General features: G+C 64.8%; 17 protein-coding genes and 1 tRNA gene. 12 read left to right on the plus strand and 6 right to left on the minus strand.

What is annotated here, in order from left to right; all coding sequences use genetic code 11:
• Window positions 1-349: 349 nt before the first annotated feature.
• The 3 genes from moaA (at window position 350) to ACOJSI_RS01470 (ending at window position 2274) form a co-directional block, all read left to right on the plus strand.
• Window positions 350-1351 carry a GTP 3',8-cyclase MoaA gene (gene moaA, locus ACOJSI_RS01460; RefSeq protein WP_420136474.1) on the plus strand — a complete coding sequence of 334 codons (1002 nt, stop codon included), beginning with the start codon at window positions 350-352 and terminating at the stop codon, window positions 1349-1351.
• Complete coding sequence (locus ACOJSI_RS01465; RefSeq protein WP_420136475.1) at window positions 1348-2124, plus strand: NAD kinase; 777 nt, start codon at window positions 1348-1350, stop codon at window positions 2122-2124. The genes moaA and ACOJSI_RS01465 overlap by 4 nt, the downstream gene beginning before the upstream one ends.
• Window positions 2125-2199: 75 nt before the next feature.
• A tRNA-Asn gene (locus ACOJSI_RS01470) sits at window positions 2200-2274 on the plus strand.
• Between the two features lie 96 nt (window positions 2275-2370).
• Here the strand turns inward: ACOJSI_RS01470 and ACOJSI_RS01475 are convergent.
• A complete protein-coding gene (locus ACOJSI_RS01475; protein WP_420136476.1) occupies window positions 2371-2514 on the minus strand; it encodes a hypothetical protein in 144 nt (47 codons plus the stop codon).
• A 112-nt stretch (window positions 2515-2626) separates the two neighbouring features.
• On the opposite strand from ACOJSI_RS01475, the gene ACOJSI_RS01480 reads away from it, so the two are divergent.
• The 8 genes from ACOJSI_RS01480 (at window position 2627) to ACOJSI_RS01515 (ending at window position 8369) form a co-directional block, all read left to right on the plus strand.
• On the plus strand, window positions 2627-3382 hold the full coding sequence (locus tag ACOJSI_RS01480; RefSeq protein WP_420136543.1) for an exonuclease domain-containing protein: 756 nt from the start codon (window positions 2627-2629) through the stop codon (window positions 3380-3382).
• 136 nt (window positions 3383-3518) lie between these two features.
• Window positions 3519-3767: a GCG_CRPN prefix-to-repeats domain-containing protein gene (locus ACOJSI_RS01485; protein ID WP_420136477.1), complete on the plus strand. Its 249-nt coding sequence runs from the start codon at window positions 3519-3521 to the stop codon at window positions 3765-3767.
• A gap of 71 nt (window positions 3768-3838) precedes the next feature.
• The gene (locus ACOJSI_RS01490) at window positions 3839-4297 is read left to right on the plus strand and encodes an EF-hand domain-containing protein (protein ID WP_420136478.1); all 459 of its coding nucleotides are present in this window, start codon (window positions 3839-3841) and stop codon (window positions 4295-4297) included.
• Between the two features lie 38 nt (window positions 4298-4335).
• The gene (locus ACOJSI_RS01495) at window positions 4336-4890 is read left to right on the plus strand and encodes an RNA polymerase sigma factor (RefSeq protein ID WP_420136479.1); all 555 of its coding nucleotides are present in this window, start codon (window positions 4336-4338) and stop codon (window positions 4888-4890) included.
• Window positions 4887-5279 (plus strand): hypothetical protein, encoded by a 393-nt coding sequence (locus ACOJSI_RS01500; RefSeq protein WP_420136480.1) that lies wholly within the window; start codon window positions 4887-4889, stop codon window positions 5277-5279. Before ACOJSI_RS01495 ends, ACOJSI_RS01500 begins: the two co-directional genes overlap by 4 nt.
• A 3-nt stretch (window positions 5280-5282) precedes the next feature.
• A complete protein-coding gene (locus ACOJSI_RS01505) occupies window positions 5283-5708 on the plus strand; it encodes a periplasmic heavy metal sensor (RefSeq protein WP_420136481.1) in 426 nt (141 codons plus the stop codon).
• Window positions 5709-5791: 83 nt separating this feature from the next.
• Window positions 5792-7216, plus strand: coding sequence for a DUF1800 domain-containing protein (locus tag ACOJSI_RS01510; protein ID WP_420136482.1), 1425 nt, complete (start codon window positions 5792-5794; stop codon window positions 7214-7216).
• 4 nt (window positions 7217-7220) lie between these two features.
• On the plus strand, window positions 7221-8369 hold the full coding sequence (locus ACOJSI_RS01515; protein WP_420136483.1) for a DUF1501 domain-containing protein: 1149 nt from the start codon (window positions 7221-7223) through the stop codon (window positions 8367-8369).
• A 22-nt stretch (window positions 8370-8391) separates the two neighbouring features.
• Here ACOJSI_RS01515 and ACOJSI_RS01520 read toward each other — a convergent pair whose 3' ends face one another.
• The 3 genes from ACOJSI_RS01520 to ACOJSI_RS01530 form a co-directional block, all read right to left on the minus strand.
• Window positions 8392-10062 (minus strand): aspartyl protease family protein, encoded by a 1671-nt coding sequence (locus tag ACOJSI_RS01520; RefSeq protein ID WP_420136484.1) that lies wholly within the window; start codon window positions 10060-10062, stop codon window positions 8392-8394.
• A gap of 183 nt (window positions 10063-10245) precedes the next feature.
• Entirely contained in the window at window positions 10246-11559 is a 1314-nt protein-coding gene (locus ACOJSI_RS01525) for a sugar MFS transporter (protein WP_420136485.1), read from the minus strand.
• A 46-nt stretch (window positions 11560-11605) separates the two neighbouring features.
• Window positions 11606-12964 carry a M24 family metallopeptidase gene (locus ACOJSI_RS01530; protein WP_420136486.1) on the minus strand — a complete coding sequence of 453 codons (1359 nt, stop codon included), beginning with the start codon at window positions 12962-12964 and terminating at the stop codon, window positions 11606-11608.
• Between the two features lie 91 nt (window positions 12965-13055).
• On the opposite strand from ACOJSI_RS01530, the gene ACOJSI_RS01535 reads away from it, so the two are divergent.
• Complete coding sequence (locus ACOJSI_RS01535; protein ID WP_420136487.1) at window positions 13056-15293, plus strand: penicillin acylase family protein; 2238 nt, start codon at window positions 13056-13058, stop codon at window positions 15291-15293.
• 15 nt (window positions 15294-15308) lie between these two features.
• Here ACOJSI_RS01535 and ACOJSI_RS01540 read toward each other — a convergent pair whose 3' ends face one another.
• On the minus strand, window positions 15309-16058 hold the full coding sequence (locus ACOJSI_RS01540) for a FadR/GntR family transcriptional regulator (RefSeq protein ID WP_420136488.1): 750 nt from the start codon (window positions 16056-16058) through the stop codon (window positions 15309-15311).
• A gap of 58 nt (window positions 16059-16116) precedes the next feature.
• Window positions 16117-16989, minus strand: a complete 873-nt coding sequence (locus ACOJSI_RS01545) for an SMP-30/gluconolactonase/LRE family protein (RefSeq protein ID WP_420136489.1) — start codon at window positions 16987-16989, stop codon at window positions 16117-16119.
• Window positions 16990-17039: the final 50 nt, after the last annotated feature.

Below are 17039 nucleotides of genomic sequence, written 5' to 3' on the forward strand. Positions count from 1 at the left end.
ATTAGCATGCCGTCACATTCGAGTCCCGTTACTTGTCCTGGCGCAAAGACGGTGCGGCCACAGTCTGCGAAGGGCAGAGTGATGGCGTAGGTGAAAATCCTGCCCACCGCCGCAGGGCGATGCTTTCCCCCAAGCCAGCATCGCCTCTGTTGAGCAGACATGGATGCCGGCCTGTCCTGAAAGGGATCTCTGCGCCGGCAAGAGCGCCCCTCCCCCCCAAACGCGCTCGCAGGGTGCAGACCAGCCCATGTCGCCTCCATCGGACGAAGCGCCGCGAAGGACAGACCGGCAATCGCTCCGCCTCCAATGCGGCCTTGCCGCCACGCGAGCGGCCCCCTAGCTAACAAGCATGGCCGAGGCGCTTCCCCATCCGCTGATCGACGCTTTCGGCCGCCGAATCAGTTATCTGCGTATTTCGGTGACCGATCGCTGCGATCTGCGCTGCCGCTATTGCATGGCGGAGGTGATGCAGTTCCTGCCGACATCCCGGCTGATGACGATCGAGGAGATCGGTTCGATCGCGGAGGCGTTCATTGCGCGCGGCGTGCGCAGGATCCGGCTGACCGGCGGCGAGCCGCTCGTCCGGCGCGGCGTAACCGAACTTGCGCGCACCATCGGGCGTCACATCGGCCAAGGCTTGGACGAGCTGACCCTGACGACCAACGGCACCCGACTGGCAGCGGAAGCGCAGGCGCTCGTCGACGCCGGGGTAAGACGCATCAATGTGAGCCTGGACAGCCTGGACCCCGAACGGTTCCGCCACATCACGCGCACCGGCCAGTTGGACAAGGTGTTGCACGGCATTGAAGCCGGCGCGGCAGCCGGGCTGCGGATCAAGATCAATATGGTCGCGCTGAAGGGACTGAACGAGGATGAGATCGAACCGATGCTGCGCTGGTGCGCGGCACGCGGCCATGACCTGACCCTGATCGAGACGATGCCGTTAGGCGACGTGGAAGGGGATAGGACCGACCATTATCTGCCGCTGGACCAGGTGCGGCGCGGCCTTGAAAGCCGCTTCACGCTGGTCCCGCTGTCGGAACGGACCGGCGGTCCGGCCCGCTATTTCCGGGTGGCCGAGCTGGACGCCAAGATCGGTTTCATCACGCCTCTTACCGAAAATTTCTGCGCCGGCTGCAACCGCGTCAGGCTTACTGCGGAAGGCCAGCTTTACCTCTGTCTCGGGCGGGAGGATCGGATCGATCTGCGCGCAGCACTGCAAGAAGGGGGCCGCCCGGCGCTTGATGCCGCGCTCGATCGGGCGATGGCCGCCAAGCCGCTGCGTCACGCCTTTGCCATCGAAGACGCGTCCCCCGCAGTATCGCGGCATATGAGCGTCACGGGCGGATGAGCGGCGAACGCAAGCTTGCGCTTGCAGCCTCCAACGCGGAAGCGGCCCAGGCCGCCGCCAAGGAGCTGAGGCAGCGTTACGAATGGGTGCCGCCCGCCGAGGCCGATATCATGGTGGCATTGGGCGGGGACGGTTTCCTGCTGCAGACGCTGCACGCCATGCTCGACCGGCACCGCGCGCTGCCGGTCTTCGGGATGAATCGCGGTACGGTCGGCTTCCTCATGAACGAGTGGAGTCCGGATCTGCTGGAGAACCGCCTGCTTGCGGCCAAGCCGATCAAGGTTGCGCCGCTCAGGATGGAAGCGGTGACGATCGACGGGAAGAAGGAAGCGCTGTCGGCGATCAACGAGGTGTCGCTGCTGCGCGAGACGCGTCAGACCGCATGGATCGAGGTGAGCGTCGACAAGAGGGTCGTGCTGGCCGAACTGGTCGCCGACGGCGTGCTGGTGGCGACGCCGGCCGGATCGACCGCCTATAACTTTTCCGCACACGGGCCGATCCTTCCGCTGGAGAGCGCGCTGGTGGCGCTGACGCCGATCAGCCCGTTCCGGCCGCGGCGCTGGCGCGGCGCCATCCTGCGCGACAGCAACCGCATCACCTTTCGGGTGCTTGACCCGATCAAGCGCCCCGTCAGCGCCGTCGCGGATCAGCGCGAGATCCGCGATGTCGCGAGCGTGGAGATCATGGTCGATCGCGGCAATCCGCTGACGTTGCTGTTCGATCCGGAGCATGCGCTGGACGATCGGATCGCGATGGAGCAGTTCGCGATCTGAAATAGCGCACCGAAGCGCTTGCCACCGCGCACGGCTTTGCTATAGGCCCTGCCTCGCACGCCCCACGGGGCATGTTCCCCGGTAGCTCAGCGGTAGAGCATCCGACTGTTAATCGGACGGTCGCTGGTTCGAATCCGGCCCGGGGAGCCATTTCTTCCAGCTAAATGGCTGGAAAGCGCGCGGCATCGGCCAGATCGCGAAGGCACATTCTTTCCGATCGGCAGCATTGCCGTCGGACAGCGCCTATCAGTGATTGGCAGTCTTACCGCCTTTCCGGCCAAGCTCCGCCTGCGCCGACGACGATTTTCTGGGGTTCTTCTTGCCGTCTCTCGCGGCTTTGGCGTTCGCCTTTCGCGCAGTGGCGCTGCCATGACCTTTTTCGTCTGCCATCTGTCTTCTCCTGTCTTGCTCGAACGTCGCACGCACGAGCGGGTTCAATCCTCAACCACTTAGATACTGAAGAGGCGATGGCGAATCGTTGGAGCATCCCCATATCGGCAGGATGCTCGCCGAACGGATCAGGGTCGTCGATCTCGAGACGACGGGCTCCTCACCGCCCGCCCACGACGTGTGCGAGATCGGCTGGCAGGACGTCATCCGCGAGGGTGGCCGCTGGATTGTCAACGAGGAGCGCGGCTCCGCCCTCGTAAATCCAGGCCGCGCCATCCCGCCGGTCACCATGGCCGTGCATCATATCATGGATCGGGACGTTATCGGCGCTCCCTTCTGGAAAGAGGCGGCGCCGCCAGTCCTGCGCCCGGCTGGTGGCGTCATCGCCCTGGCCGCTCATCGCGCGAGCTTCGAGCAACGCTTCTGCACGCCAACGCTTTCGGGGGGCGCGCGATGGATCTGCACGTGGAAATGTGCGCTGCGCCTATGGCCCGACAGCCCTGGCTTTTCCAATCAGGTGCTGCGTTACTGGCGAATGCCTGAGGGTCTCGACCAGCAGATCGGATTGCCCGCCCATCGCGCTTTGCCGGACGCCTATGTCACCGCGCATCACCTACGCGACATGCTGAACGTTGCGTCGGTCGACCAGCTTTTGCGATGGAGCGAGGAGCCGGGTCTCCTGCCGCGCGTGCCGGCGGGCCCGGATCGCGGTCGCACGTGGTCGGAGCTGGATGCGACTGCGCTCGCCCGATTTGCCGAAGATCGCAATGAGGACGTGCGTTTCTCGGCCCAGGAAGAACGGAAACGCCGCGGCGGCACCACGACGGCCTCACCGACGCGCGCAGCCTCCCAAGGCCAGCTTATCTAGATCGGCTGCCCAGCGCGTTGCCTTGTCGCACGCCCGCCAAATTCGTCAGCGCGCAGCGACGGAACGCGCGACACGCGGCGTACAACGTCTGTCCGGCGGGCGAAAAGCTGGCCGACAGGTTGCGAGGACGAGTGTCATGACAAAGATCCTACTTGGCGCGATACTGGCTGGTGCTGCGGCTATGGCCTTATCGCCGGCCGAAGCCGCGCAAGGCTGCGGCCCGGCAGGGCATCGGGATTGGCGCGGCTGGTGCCGCCCGAATTACCGGCCCGTCTATGTCGCGCCGGCTCCCCATATCGGCGTCTTCTATCCCGGCCACGGCTATTGGGATGGCCGCCGCTACTGGCATCATCGCTACTGGCACGGCGGCTGGCGCTATCGCTGACGCAGACGCGCGGGGCGAAGTCTCTCCCACCCCTTTCTCATGCTGCGATGCGTCGGGCTGGACCAGCGCACATGACCGCTTTGATCAAAGGCTATAGCATGATGAAAATGATGATCGCCGGCGCTGCGCTCGCCGCTGCACTGCTCGATATGCCCGCAAGCGCCCAGGCCACCGCAGACCAGACAAGGCCGCCACACGATGGCGCAGCGGCCGGCAAATCGATCACGCTGCAGGAATTCGTAGAGCGCCATGCGCGCAGGTTGATGGCTGCGGATAGCAATGGCGACGGCAAGATCACGCAGGCCGAGTTCCTTGCAGCGTCGCAAGGCGGCAGAGGGGATCCGGCCAAGCGCTTCGCCCGCATGGATCTGAACGGCGACGGGGTCCTGGACCGCAGCGAGATCGAGGCCATGCTGACCCAACGCTTCAAACATATGGACACGAATGGAGATGGCGTCCTCACCGCGGATGAGCGTGCCGCAGCAAGACCGGCCCGCGGCGGCCCCGGCCAGGAGGCATCGGCGCGATGAGCGCCGACGGGCCCTCGTGAGGCTAGGAAAGCGCCCGATTGAGCGATCCGGATCCAGATGCGCGCCTGGTCGAACGGCTTGTCCGCAGCGAGCCGGCGGCCATGCGTGCGCTCATGACCGCGAAGCTGCCGCGCATGCTGGGGCTGGCGACACGCATGTTGCGCGACCGCAGCGAAGCCGAAGACGTTGCGCAGGAGGCGCTCCTTCGCGTGTGGCGCAATGCCGGCGTGTGGCGCCCGGAACGCGCCCGCTTCGACACGTGGCTGCATACTATCGTGCTCAACCTGTGCCGGGATCGCCTGCGCCGTCGCCGGGAAAGAACCAGCCACGATATTCCCGAGACGGCAGACCCCCGTGCGGATGCGGAAACGGGGCTGCTCGAAGCGGAGCGAGGCGATGCGGTGGCGCGAGCCATCGCCGCGCTTCCGGAGCGGCAACGCGAGGCAATCCTGCTCGTCCATTATCAGGATCTGCCGGGAAAAGAGGCCGCAGCCGCACTGGAGATCAGTATCGAAGCGCTGGAATCGCTGTTGGCGCGCGGCCGAAGGACATTGCGGGCGCAATTAGCGGGTTCGCTGGAGCATGAGTCATGACTGAATCCCTTAGCTTCGCGCGCTTCCAGGAGCTTGCCGACGCTTATGGCGGCGTCATCGCGCGCTGGCCGGAGGAGGTGCGCGATGACGCCATGGCATTGGCGCGCGACGCGCGCGGCGCCGCAATCCTGGAGCAGGCCGCATCGCTCGATGCCGCACTCGACAGTTGGACGGTGGCACCGCCTTCACCCTCGCTTCAGCCGGCGTTCGCCACTGCCGCACGCCCCGCCATCGCAACCCGGATACGGCTCTGGTGGTCCGCCATCGGCTTTGCCGCCGCGCTGGCGGGTGCGGTAGCAGGCACGTCCGCCGTGGCGATGGCCGTACCCTTCGAGCCGTCCGCCATTGGCAGCACGTCCTTCGGAGATGTGAGCGGACAGGATGGTTGAGCAATGAGCAAAGTCAGGATCGCACTCGCCGCCTCGATCGTCGTGAACCTGTTTCTCGCGGCCGCATTGGTCGCGGGCATCGTCTCGCTGAATGGCCGCACCCGCATGATCAACGCCGGGTCGCTGCGCGTGGCCGGGGCGGAGCTTTCCAAGGCGGAACGGCGGCAATTCCGGATGACGCTACGGGACGCGCGGCGCTCCATGCGGCCGACCATCGCGGAATCGCGCGGCGCGAAGGCTCAAGCCGCGCTCTTGCTGCGCCAACCCAGCGTCGACGAAGCGGCGGTAAACGCCGCACTGGACCGCGCACGGGACGCGGATTCCCGCGTCCGAGCGGCCGTGGAGCGTAGTGCCGTTCATTATGCGGCGGCGCTCCCGATCACGGAGCGTAACAAGCTGGCCGACGCAATGACGCGGCGGGCAAGATAGGCTCGGCATCCATTCCGTAACGGCAGCGACGGAACCAAGGATGCGCCGCGTACCAGCTGTAGATCAGTTGCGAGGTACGCTGAGTGTCGCTTTCCCCTCCGCCCCTTTCCCCGGCCGCGATCGCGCTTAATCGCTTCGGGCTCGGCGCACGGCCGGACGACGCCATTCCCGCCAATCCTTCGCATTGGCTCACCGATCAGTTCGGGCGCTATGATGCGAAGCCGCCGGCCTTTGCCGCGTTGGCGGATGCGGGCGCTGTCGTGAGCCACTATCGCGCGGAGCAGCGGCAAATGCGCCGGGCCGCCAAGGCCGACCAGGGTGCGCAGACGGGCTCGACAGGCCCGTCTGACGACGTCAAGGCGGCGCGGCAGGCCTTTCAGCACGATGTGCAGGATCTTTACCGTGCCGGGGTCCAGGCGCGTGCCGACAGCGCGCTGGCGACAGAGGCGCCGTTCGTGGAGCGCATGGTCCATTTCTGGTCCAACCATTTTTGCGTCTCGGCGGATAATGCGCAGGTGACAGCACTGGCGGCGCCCTTCGAACGCGACGCCATTCGGCCGCACGTGCTCGGCAACTTTACCGATATGCTCCTGGCGGTCGAGCAGCATCCGGCCATGCTGACCTACCTCAATCAGGCGCAATCGATCGGGCCCAACAGCCCTGCGGCCGAACGCAACCCGCATCGTCGCCGAGGTCTCAACGAAAATCTGGCACGCGAGATCATGGAGCTGCACACGCTCGGCGTGCGATCGGGCTATACTCAAAATGACGTCACGGAGTTCGCCCGCGCGCTGACTGGCTGGACCATCGACGGAGAGGATGGCGGCGAAGAAACGACCGCGGCCCCGTATCGCTACACCTTCCGACCCGCGCGACATGAGCCTGGCACGCGCATGATCCTGGGCAAGCGCTATCCCGAGGCGGGAGAAACGCAAGCGCGGCAGGCTCTACTGGACTTCGCCCGTGCGCCGGCCACCGCGACGCATATCGCCACCAAGCTTGCCCGGCACTTCGCCGGCGATGATCCGCCACCGGCCATGGTCGCCCGGCTTGCGGCGAACTTCATGGAGAACCGCGGCGACCTGCCGAGATTATATCGTTCCCTGATCGGGTCGCCGGAAGCCTGGGCTCCACGCCCGACCAAGTTCAAGACGCCGTGGGAATGGACGATCTCCTCGCTTCGCGGCCTTGGCTACCACGAAGCCGGCGACATCCAGCTGGCGGCGCTTGAGACGCAGCTCGGACAACGCGTCTGGAAACCCGGCTCCCCTGCCGGCTGGGACGATATTGCCGCGAGCTGGGCCGGATCGGACGCGCTGCTCCGGCGCGTGGAGGTAGCGCAGAAGCTGGCCGCACCGCTCGGCGGCTCGATCGATGCCCGCGCCACGGCGCCAAGACTTATACCTGCCTCGCTCAGCAATATGACAGCGGAGCAGATCGGCCGGTCCGAGAGTCCCGCCGGCGCGATCGCACTGATGCTGGTGTCCCCTGATTTCCTGAGGAGATGATCGAATGATCGCTCGCCGCCAGTTTCTCTCCGCGGCTGCATTGGGGGCTGCCGGCCTCTTTGTCAGTCCCGGCATCGCCTTCGCCAACGCCGCCACCGATCGACGCTTCGTCTTCATCATCCAGCGAGGGGCGGCGGACGGGCTCGACATCGTACGCCCCACCGGCGACGCCGCTTTCTCAGCCCTGCGCGGACCCTTAGTCGACGAAGCGGGGCCCGGTATCCCGCTGGACCCGCACTTCAGCCTGCACCCCGCGCTGGTCGAGCTTGGCAAGATGTACGGCGGTGGCGAGGCTCTATTCGTGCATGCGGTCGCTTCGCCCTATCGGGATCGTTCACACTTCGACGGCCAGAACGTGCTCGAGACGGGTGGCACGCAACCCTATGTCTTGCGCGACGGCTGGCTGAACCGGCTGACCGCCATGCTGCCCCGCGCAAGCGAGGATGCCATCGCGATCGCGCCAACTGTACCGGCCGCTCTTCGCGGCCCGGTCCAGGTTGCCTCCTTCGCGCCGTCGGGCCTTGCCCAGCCGGTGGACGATCTGATGACGCGCGTCACCATGTTGTACGACGCCGATCCGGCGCTTCACCCGATATGGTCGGCCGCGCTGGAGACAAAGGCCCTGGCCGCGGGTACAGCAGCGAAGCAGGATCCCGCGAGCCTTGGCCGCCTGACAGCGAAATTCCTGACGAAGCCGGCCGGACCCCGCATCGCGATGCTGGAGACGCTAGGCTGGGATACGCATGATGCCCAGCGCGGGCGCCTCTCGACCCAGCTCAAGAACCTAGATACCCTGCTCGTCGGTTTGCGCGAGGGGCTGGGGTCCACCTGGGGCAGTACGACCATTCTGGTCGCCACCGAATTCGGCCGTACCGCCGCGATGAACGGCACGGGCGGAACCGACCATGGCACCGCGTCCGTCGCCATGCTGATCGGCGGAGCGGTGAAAGGGGGTCGCGTTGTGGCCGATTGGCCTGGCCTTGCGCCCTCGTCTCTCTACGAGGCCCGCGATCTTCGCCCAACCACCGCGCTCGATGCGTTGATTGCCGGTGCTGCCGCGGAAGCGCTGGCGCTCGATCCCGAGCGGGTGGGACGCGGGCTATTTGCGCAGGCGACGACGAGCCGGCCTATGACAGGGCTGATTAAAGCTTAGCCGATCACGGCAGAGGGTTGCGTCAGCCTTCCAGTCCGAACTTCGCAGCGCGTTTGCCCACATCCGGGTTGATCGCCAACGCCGCCTTACGATCAGCTTCGGCGGCGTCCGTCCTGCCGGCACGCTTCTCCGCGATGGCGCGGACATAGAGCGACCAGGCGTTACGGGGCGTGAGCGTGAGCGCCGCATCATAATCGGCGATCGCGGCGTCCAACCTGCCGAGGCGGAGTTGCACGAGAGCGCGGCTGTCGAGGAAGGCGGGATAGCCCGGACGAAGCCGCAACGCTGTATTGCAATCCGACAAAGCACGCTCAAGCTCGCGATTGAGCAAGGCCCGCGACCAGCAGCGGCCATTATAGGCGCTTGCACGATCGGCATCCTCGCTGTGCATCTTCAGCCAGGCATCATAGTTGGTGATGGCGGCGTCAGGCTGCTCGATGCTGTTATATAGGCCGGCAAGTTGCAGCCGGTGATCGGATGCTGCCGGCAAGACGCGATCCGCGGCCTTGATATCCTCTGCCGCACCGTCCGTATCGCGATGCCGCAGGCGCAATCGCGCCCGGGTGAGGCGCATTTCGGCGTCGTCCGGCGCCAGCGTCACGGCTTTGTCGAGATCGGCCGACGCGAGCAAGCTTTGCCCCAGCGCGAGATGCGCCAGCGCGCGGAGATAAATATAACGCCCCTGCTGCGGAGCCATGGCAACGGACTTGTCGAAGTCGGACAGGGCGTCGGCAAATTTGCGTTGCGACATCAGCACCGTGCCACGGCGGCTAAACCCTTCCGCATCGGTCGGGACCGCAGCCATGTCGGTAAGATCGATCTTTTCGCCTGCGGCACTGCGGGCTCCCGTGGGGGTGATACCGAATAGCCGCCCACCCTCATAGGTCATGTAGAGCTGGTGATTGGCGTTCGACACGAACATGCGGTGCGTGAGGAAGAAGTCGAATCCGATCAGCATATCGCCATCAATGTCGATATTGGCGATCCTGAACTTGGGGTGCGGCACGATCTCTCCGCCGAGATCGATCTTGTCGAACGAAGCCAGCCAGGAGGGCACCTGCTTGGAGCCGAGGCCGGTGGAGGTTCCCACGCTGACAACGCCGGGGCTGGCAGGCGTGATGCCCGCGCGTTTGGCGGCGGCCAATGTCATGATCGTGGAGGTCGCGCCGGTATCGAAAATCGCCCGCATCTTCACGCCGTTGACCGAAACGGTCCCCACGGTATGCGGCCGGAAACGTTCGTCGCTGTTGCGCTCCAGCGGGATGATGGAAAAGGGCTTGCCTTCGGCCCAATAGGCCAGGTCCACATTGCCGCAGCCGGTAACCTTCATCAGGCGGACCATCCCGTGCGGAAGGTCATATTCCACGTCGGCAAGACCCAGGATGTTCTGGCCGAGCAAACCGGCTGTTCCGGTATCGCTGCCGCCGACGATGAACTCGACCGGAGGCAGCGCAATTCCCGCAAGCGTGAAATTCTTGGCCTTGGCGATGCCAGCCGAGGTATCGCCGTTAATGCCTCTCAGCCGGAAGGTTGGCGGGGCAGGTTCGGTTGACAACTCGAATTCGGCGGCCGACGCGCGCGACAAGGTGCTGTAGAAAGCTCCACTGTCCAGGATGAAGCGCGTTTGATGCGTCCCGAATTGCGCGTCGACCATGGCGCGTTGCCCGGAAAGCATGACGGGGATTTCGGCCATTCGGGCGACCTGACAGGCCGCTTTAGCGGTGCCTGGGGACATGATGCAGACCAGGCTTGCCGCCACGCAAGCCGCCATTGCCACCCCGCGCATGTGCCGTCTCCGCAGCCAAGCTCACCCTTTGGCTAAGCAAGCTATCGAACTTTGGGTCGGCCGCAAGTGGGAAGCAATAGCCTGCTTGTATCAGGCCGGTTCCAGAGGCCGCGCGGGCCGGCGCGTATAAAGGCCGTAGGCGGCAATGACGAGATAACAAGCGGCGGGCAAAGCCAGCGACAGATGAAGGCTGCCTGATCTATCCGCCAGATAGCCGGTCAGCGGCGGGATGATCGCGCCACCAACGATTGCGGTGACGATGACGCCCGATCCTTCTGCCGTACGCCGGCCCAACCCCTCGCTCGCGAGCGAGAAGATGGTCGGGAACATGATCGAGTTCATCAGCCCGATCGCGAGTAGCGACCAGCCGGATACGGCGCCGACGCTGTTGGCCGAAAGGAGGATCAGCAGGATCGATCCTGTGGCAACCGTAGCGAGAACCTTGCCGGGGGAAATATGCGTCAGGACATAGGCGCCGATGAACCGGCCGACGAGGGCACCGCCCCAATAATAAGGGACGTGCTTGCCCGCCTCGGCCGCGCTCAGGCCCAGCGTGGCGGGCTGCATGAGATAGTTCACGATCAGCGATCCGATCGCCACCTCGGCGCCGACGTAGAGAAAGATGCACAAGGCGCCCAAGCCGAATCGCGGCCGCGCCAACAGATCCAGCGCATGGAGGACGCTTTGGCGCGGCGCCTGCTCTTCCTTTAGCCGATGACGGCGCGACCAGACGACCAGCGCGATCAGCGCGAGGGCGGCGGCAAGCCCCAGATAGGTCATGACGACCATATGGGTTTCAGCCGCGCGATAAGCGTCGAGCGCGGCACCCGTCAGCGTCTTCGGATCCACTGTCGCGAGGTTGCCGAGAATGAGGACGGATCCGACATAGGGGAAGACGGTCGTCCCAAGCGCGTTGAACGCCTGCGCAAAGGTCAGGCGACTATGGGAGGATTGCGGCGGCCCCAGGAGCGAGATCAGCGGATTGGCAACAACCTGCACCACCGTGATCCCGGCAGCGAGCACGAACAAAGCGAACAGGAACAGCCCGAAGGTGGCGGAACGCGAGGCCGGCACGAACAGCAGGCAGCCGAGCATCATGGTCAGCAGCCCAAGCGCTGCGGTGCGCATATAGCCTGTGCGGCGCACGATCGCGGCGGCCGGTATCGACACGATCGCATAGGCCGCGAAGAAGGCGGATTGCACCAGCAGCGCCTGCGCATAATTGAGCGTGAACAATTCCTTCAGCTTGGGAATGATCACGTCGTTGAGGCTGGTGATGCCGCCGAACACGAAGAAAAGCGCGAACATGAAGATGCGTAAGTCCGGCGCATCATAGCCATAGCCTGCGCGTTCGGATGCGGCCGCGGACGCCGTGGATGTTGCCGCAGATGGATCAAACTGCACCCACTTCTCCTCTCATTTTTCGGTCACCGCTGCGCGGGGCGAAGGCTTATGCGCAGGTGAAGATCCGGTCGCTGCGCAGCCAGCAGGGCGGCAGACACATCGGCGTAGAGGACAACGGAAGCACCGAGTCTGCGAGACGGACGCCGAGCTGTTCGGTCATGAACCGGCGGCGTGCCTCCATGCGGCGCCAGACATCGGGATGGCGTTCGGCCAGTTCGGCGCGCAGTGCCTGATCCGCGAACACGACACTATCTTCGCAATTCAGGGCCCAACCGTCCTGAACCGGTGTCGGGATGACATCCACCTGCATGTGCATGCCGGACCGGATCGGTTCGACCGACGCTGGCCGGATCGGCGTATTCGACCATTCCTCATGCCCGGTCAGATGGCCGGGATTGAGCATCGAACCGAGACCATTGCGAGCCAGCGTTTCCGTCACATGGCTGTGCAGGGCGCCGCCCGCCACACCGATATCGGCCACGGCATACCAGGCGAGCAGCCCTTCGTAATAATGAGCGGCGAGCGTCTCGAAGGCGGCGTCTTCGTCCGTGACGAGACCTGCCCGCGCCGTCAGCCCGCCCCAGAGACCGACCGCAGTGGAAACACCGTCGCCGCGCTCGATAATCCGGCCGCCGGGGCTGGCGAGGCCGATCACCGGCCCGTTCGCTGCGTTGCTGGACGCAAGCATGGTATGCACGTTGAACGGCTCGCCACGATAGGTCATGCGCGCGGCGGCTTCCCACTCGCGATCCCCCGGGCGGATTTGGCTGAGCGCGTTCCAGACCATTTCCGAACTGCGCGCCGCGGCGGCCTCGAAAATGGCGATCTGATCCGCATCGATGATCGAGCGCTGACCGGTTTCCGGATGCAGCATCACATCGGTGCGATCAATCACGTGCCCTGAAACCCGGCGGATTGCCTCCAGATAAGCTGCCGGCAGGAAGGATGGCGGCGCGTCGCCCTCCCATTCGTCGGCGCCGAGATATTTCCAGCTCGCAACGCCGACGCTGTCCCCGGCGCCGATCCCGGCATCGCGCAGTACATCGGTGAGCTTGGGCGCCCGACTGCGATCCTGACCAAGTAGGCTCATCGTCTGTGACAGCCGTACCTCCAGGCCGGGCAAGGGGGATCGCGCAGCATAAGAAACGCATTCGTTGCCCGTGATCAGAATGCGCTGATCCTGGGGGCCAAGCAGCAGCAGCGCCTCCTCGAAGCGCGGTTCGAAGCCCGACAGGAACATGACATTCGCCAGATGCTCCCGGTCCGCATATAGAATGAGCCAGTCGGTCCCTGCGCTCGCGTGGGCAGACCGGCAACGTTGCGCGTAGCGTTCGCCCTCAAGCGGTGCCGGCGCGGAGATGGGGCCAAAATCGGGAATGGGGATTTCGCGCAGCCGTATCGTCATCCGAAGCTCTCCTCTTGCTCCGGCGAATATATATGACTTAACCTGGACGCAAGCCGTCAGCCGGTGATTGCGAATCTTCCAAGGAGCTTGCGTGCGCACCTCATCGATCTTGCTTGTCGCCGCAGCCGCCACGCTGCCACTTCCCGCCAGCGCCGTAGATCGTGCACCGGGGGAGCGTACCAGCCGGGTCCGCATCGTTCGCGACAGCTTCGGCATCGCCCACGTCCACGGCAAGACGGATGCGGATGCCGTATTCGGCATGGCCTATGCCCAGGCGGAAGACGATTTCCCACGGATCGAGCAGAACTACCTGGTCGCATTGGGCCGGCTTGCTGAGGTCGATGGAGAGAAAGCGGTCTGGCAGGATCTGCGCCAGCGCCTGTTCCTTGATCTGGACGATCTGCGTGCCCAGTACCGTGCGTCGCCACCTTGGCTGAAGACATTGATGGAAGCCTGGGCGGACGGGCTGAACCAGTATCTCGCCAGCCACCGCGACGTCCGACCGCGCATTCTTACCCATTTCGAACCGTGGATGGCGCTTGCCTTTTCCGAAGGAAGCATCGGCGGCGACATCGAGAGCGGTGTCGATCTTGCCCAGCTTCGCGCCTTTTACGGACAGATAGCGCCCCCCTCGCCCGCCGCATTGGCCGCGCGCGACAGCGAGATGACGGAACCCCAGGGATCGAATGGCATCGCGTTGGGCCCCAGCCGCACGGTCAACGGCTATCCTCTGCTGTGGATCAACCCGCACACCTCCTTCTTCTTCCGGGCGGAACAACAGGTCACCAGTGATGAGGGCCTGGACGTCTATGGGGCCGCCACGTGGGGCCAATTCTTCGTTTATCAGGGGTTCAACCGACAGCTTGGCTGGATGCACACGACCAGCCGGGTCGACAATATCGACGAATTTGCCGAGACCGTCGAACGCCGCAACGGACGGCTGGTTTATCGCTATGGCCGCGCCTGGCGGCCGATGCGCCAGCAGGTCGTGCGCCTGCAGGTGCGCAGTGACGATGGCCATTTGAAAGAGCGGGTCTTCACCACGCTGGCCACCCATCATGGCCCGGTAATCCGCAGCGAGAACGGGCGGTGGATTGCAGTTGCGATGCTGAACAATCCGCGCGCCGCGCTCGAGCAAAGCTTCCTGCGGACCAAGGCGACCAGCCTGCGCGCGTATCAGGCGGTGTCCGAGCGCAAGGCGAACTCGACGAATAACACGCTTCTTGCCGCGGCTGACGGATCGATCGCGTTCCTGCCGCCGCAATTCGTGCCGGTGCGCAGCGCGCGCTTTGATTACACCCGACCCGTGGACGGCAGCGATCCGGCGACCGACTGGAAGGGCCTGCACCGCCTGAACCAGCTTCCGCAGGTCATCGCGCCGTCGACCGGCTACGTCATGAACACCAATAATTGGCCATGGAGCGCCGCCGGCAGCGCAAGCCCGCGCGCGGCGGATTACCCCCGATATATGGATCAATTGGGGGAGAATCCGCGGGGCGTCCACGCCACCATACTGCTGTCCGGAACCACCAGATTTTCGGCGCAAAGCTTGAGCAAGGCGGCATTCGATTCCTTTCTTCCCTTCTTCGAAGAACAGATTCCGCTGCTGTTGCGTGGGTATGACGCTCTCCCGCCGCGCGATCCGCGACGCGCGCGGCTCGCAGCGCCTATCGCACTGCTGACATCGTGGGACCGGCGATGGGCCCTGACGTCGCGCCCGACTTCGCTGGCCGTCCATTGGGGCGAGGCCTTATGGGCATCGGAGGGTCCAAAGGCCAAGGCGGCCAATGTGCCGCTCTTCACCTGGTTTCGGGAGACTATGAGCGATGCCGACAGGCTCGCCGCGCTGGGCCAGGCGATCGATCAGATGCAGAAGCGCTGGGGAAGCTGGCAGGTCGAATGGGGACGGATCAATCGCTTCCAGCGCGTGAGCGGGGCGATCCACCAAAACTTTGACGATGCCGCGCCGAGCCTGCCGATCGCCTTCACCTCCGGAAACTTCGGATCGCTCGCCTCCTTCGCCGTGGAGCGGCAGCCAGGACAACGCTGCTTCTATGGCACGAGCGGCAACAGCTTCGTCGCGGTCGTGGAATTTGGCCCGCACCCGCGCGCCTGGGCGGTTTCCGCGGGCGGCGAAAGCGGAAATCCGTCCTCCTCGCACTTCAACGATCAGGTCAGGCGTTATGCCGATGGCGACCTTCGGCCGATCCCGCTCGACGAAGAGGATCTGCGCCCGTTCATGGCCAATGCTTATCATCCCGGCGATCCGCGACCGTCAGAAGCGGCCGCCCAGCCTATCCCCGGCGCAAGCCGCTGCGGCGCGCTATGATCCGGCGTCCGCTCGTCAGGGCCGGTGGGGGCGGTTGCCGGCGGTCAGCAGCAGGTCCAACGCGCCTTTGATCAGATCGCGCATCCGCTCGCCGGCGAGCGTGGCCTGCCCTTCCACAATGGCGTCGGCAACGCGCTTGTGATCGCGGGCGCTGGCGCGGGGAACGCCCTTATATTCGTTGGTCCGCGTGATTGAGAAACGCAGCGTCGTCTCCACCAGATCGGTAAATTGGCGCATGAAGCGGTTGTTGCTCGCCTCCAGCACGGCGATGTGAAAACCGATATCGGCTTCCAGCGAGTCTTCTTCCCCACGATCGGCAGCCAGCATTCGCCCAATTGCGTCAACGATCGCGCGGCGTTGCGGGCCTGTGGACGTGTGGGCGGCCAGCGTGGCGGCGCGAGGCTCGATCGACATTCGGATCTCAGTGAAGTCGATCAGCAGATCGATCGAGAAGCTTCGCTGCAACATCCAGTTGAGCACGTCTGGGTCGAGCAAGTTCCAGCTCGCCTCCGGCTGGACGACCGTCCCCGCCCGCTTGCGCGCATGCAAGAGCCCCTTGGCCGTCAGCATCTTGACCGCTTCGCGCACCACCGGGCGGCTGGCGTGATAGCGTAGGCAAAGCTCCGCCTCGGTGGGGAAGGCGCGTTCCTGCGTGAACGCCTCGGTCACGATCGCCCGACCCAGATCGTTGACGATGCTGGCGGTCAGGTTGCGGCCGTCATCGCCAAACTTTGTGGAGAAGCCTTCGATCGGGGCAGTGACCATGCCATCCTTCATGAACGTTAACCCGATGGTCGGGGAAGCGCGCGCGCCCGGTTTCAGTTTACAGCGCTCTCCCGGCGAAAGCTATCGGGGCCAATCCGGTGACGCCGGGCTCGATCTCGAACAGCACACCCTGCATTTCGCCGCCATCGGTTTTGAGCGAGGCGGAGGTTACGAACATCCGGTCCAATCGGGGACCGGCGAAGGTACAGCTGGTGATGTTGGTGGCAGGAAGCGCGATCGAGCGGTCGAGCTGCCCATTCGGATCGAAGCGGCTGACCCGGCCCCCACCCCAATGGGCGATCCATAGATACCCCTCGGCATCGGTTGTCATGCCGTCGGGCGCACCCCAACCTTGTTCGAACTGGATGAAGATGGATCGCTCACCCAGCATTCCGTCGGCGCCCAGCGGAAAACGATAGACCAGGCCGCGGCCGCTGTCGGTATGATAGAGCCAATCGCCCTCAGGGCTGAAGGCAGGCCCGTTCGTGACCTGATAGCCATCATCGTGGCGCCGCACCCGCCCAGAACTATCGAGACTATAGAGCGCGCCGCTCGCCTCCTGATCCCGATCATCCTTGCTGCCAAACCAAAGCCGGCCGGTGGGATCCACCTTCGCATCGTTTAATCGATTGTGGGGACGAGCCGGTTCGGGCGACAGCCGCGGGCGGATCACGAACGGATCGAGCGACACATCGGCCACGCCGCTCTTGAAGCCGGCGAGCAAATCGGCACTGCCGGCTTGTTCCACCACCCAGCAAATCTTCTCCGGCATCGCCCAGCTGCGCAGGCGATCATCCGCCAGCGTCAGCGACCATAGTCGCTGCCCGACAATGTCGACCCAGAACAGGGTGCCCGAACGCACCGACCAATGAGGCCCCTCGCCCAGCACATCCCGTTCTGCCCGGGCCACAATCCGATAGTTCGTCATCATCACCTCACGTTATAAGTATGATATAAATTGACGTGTGTCGATTCCGAACG

Source organism: Sphingomonas sp. (assembly GCF_048595155.1).
In the GTDB taxonomy this organism is placed as follows: domain Bacteria; phylum Pseudomonadota; class Alphaproteobacteria; order Sphingomonadales; family Sphingomonadaceae; genus Sphingomonas_I.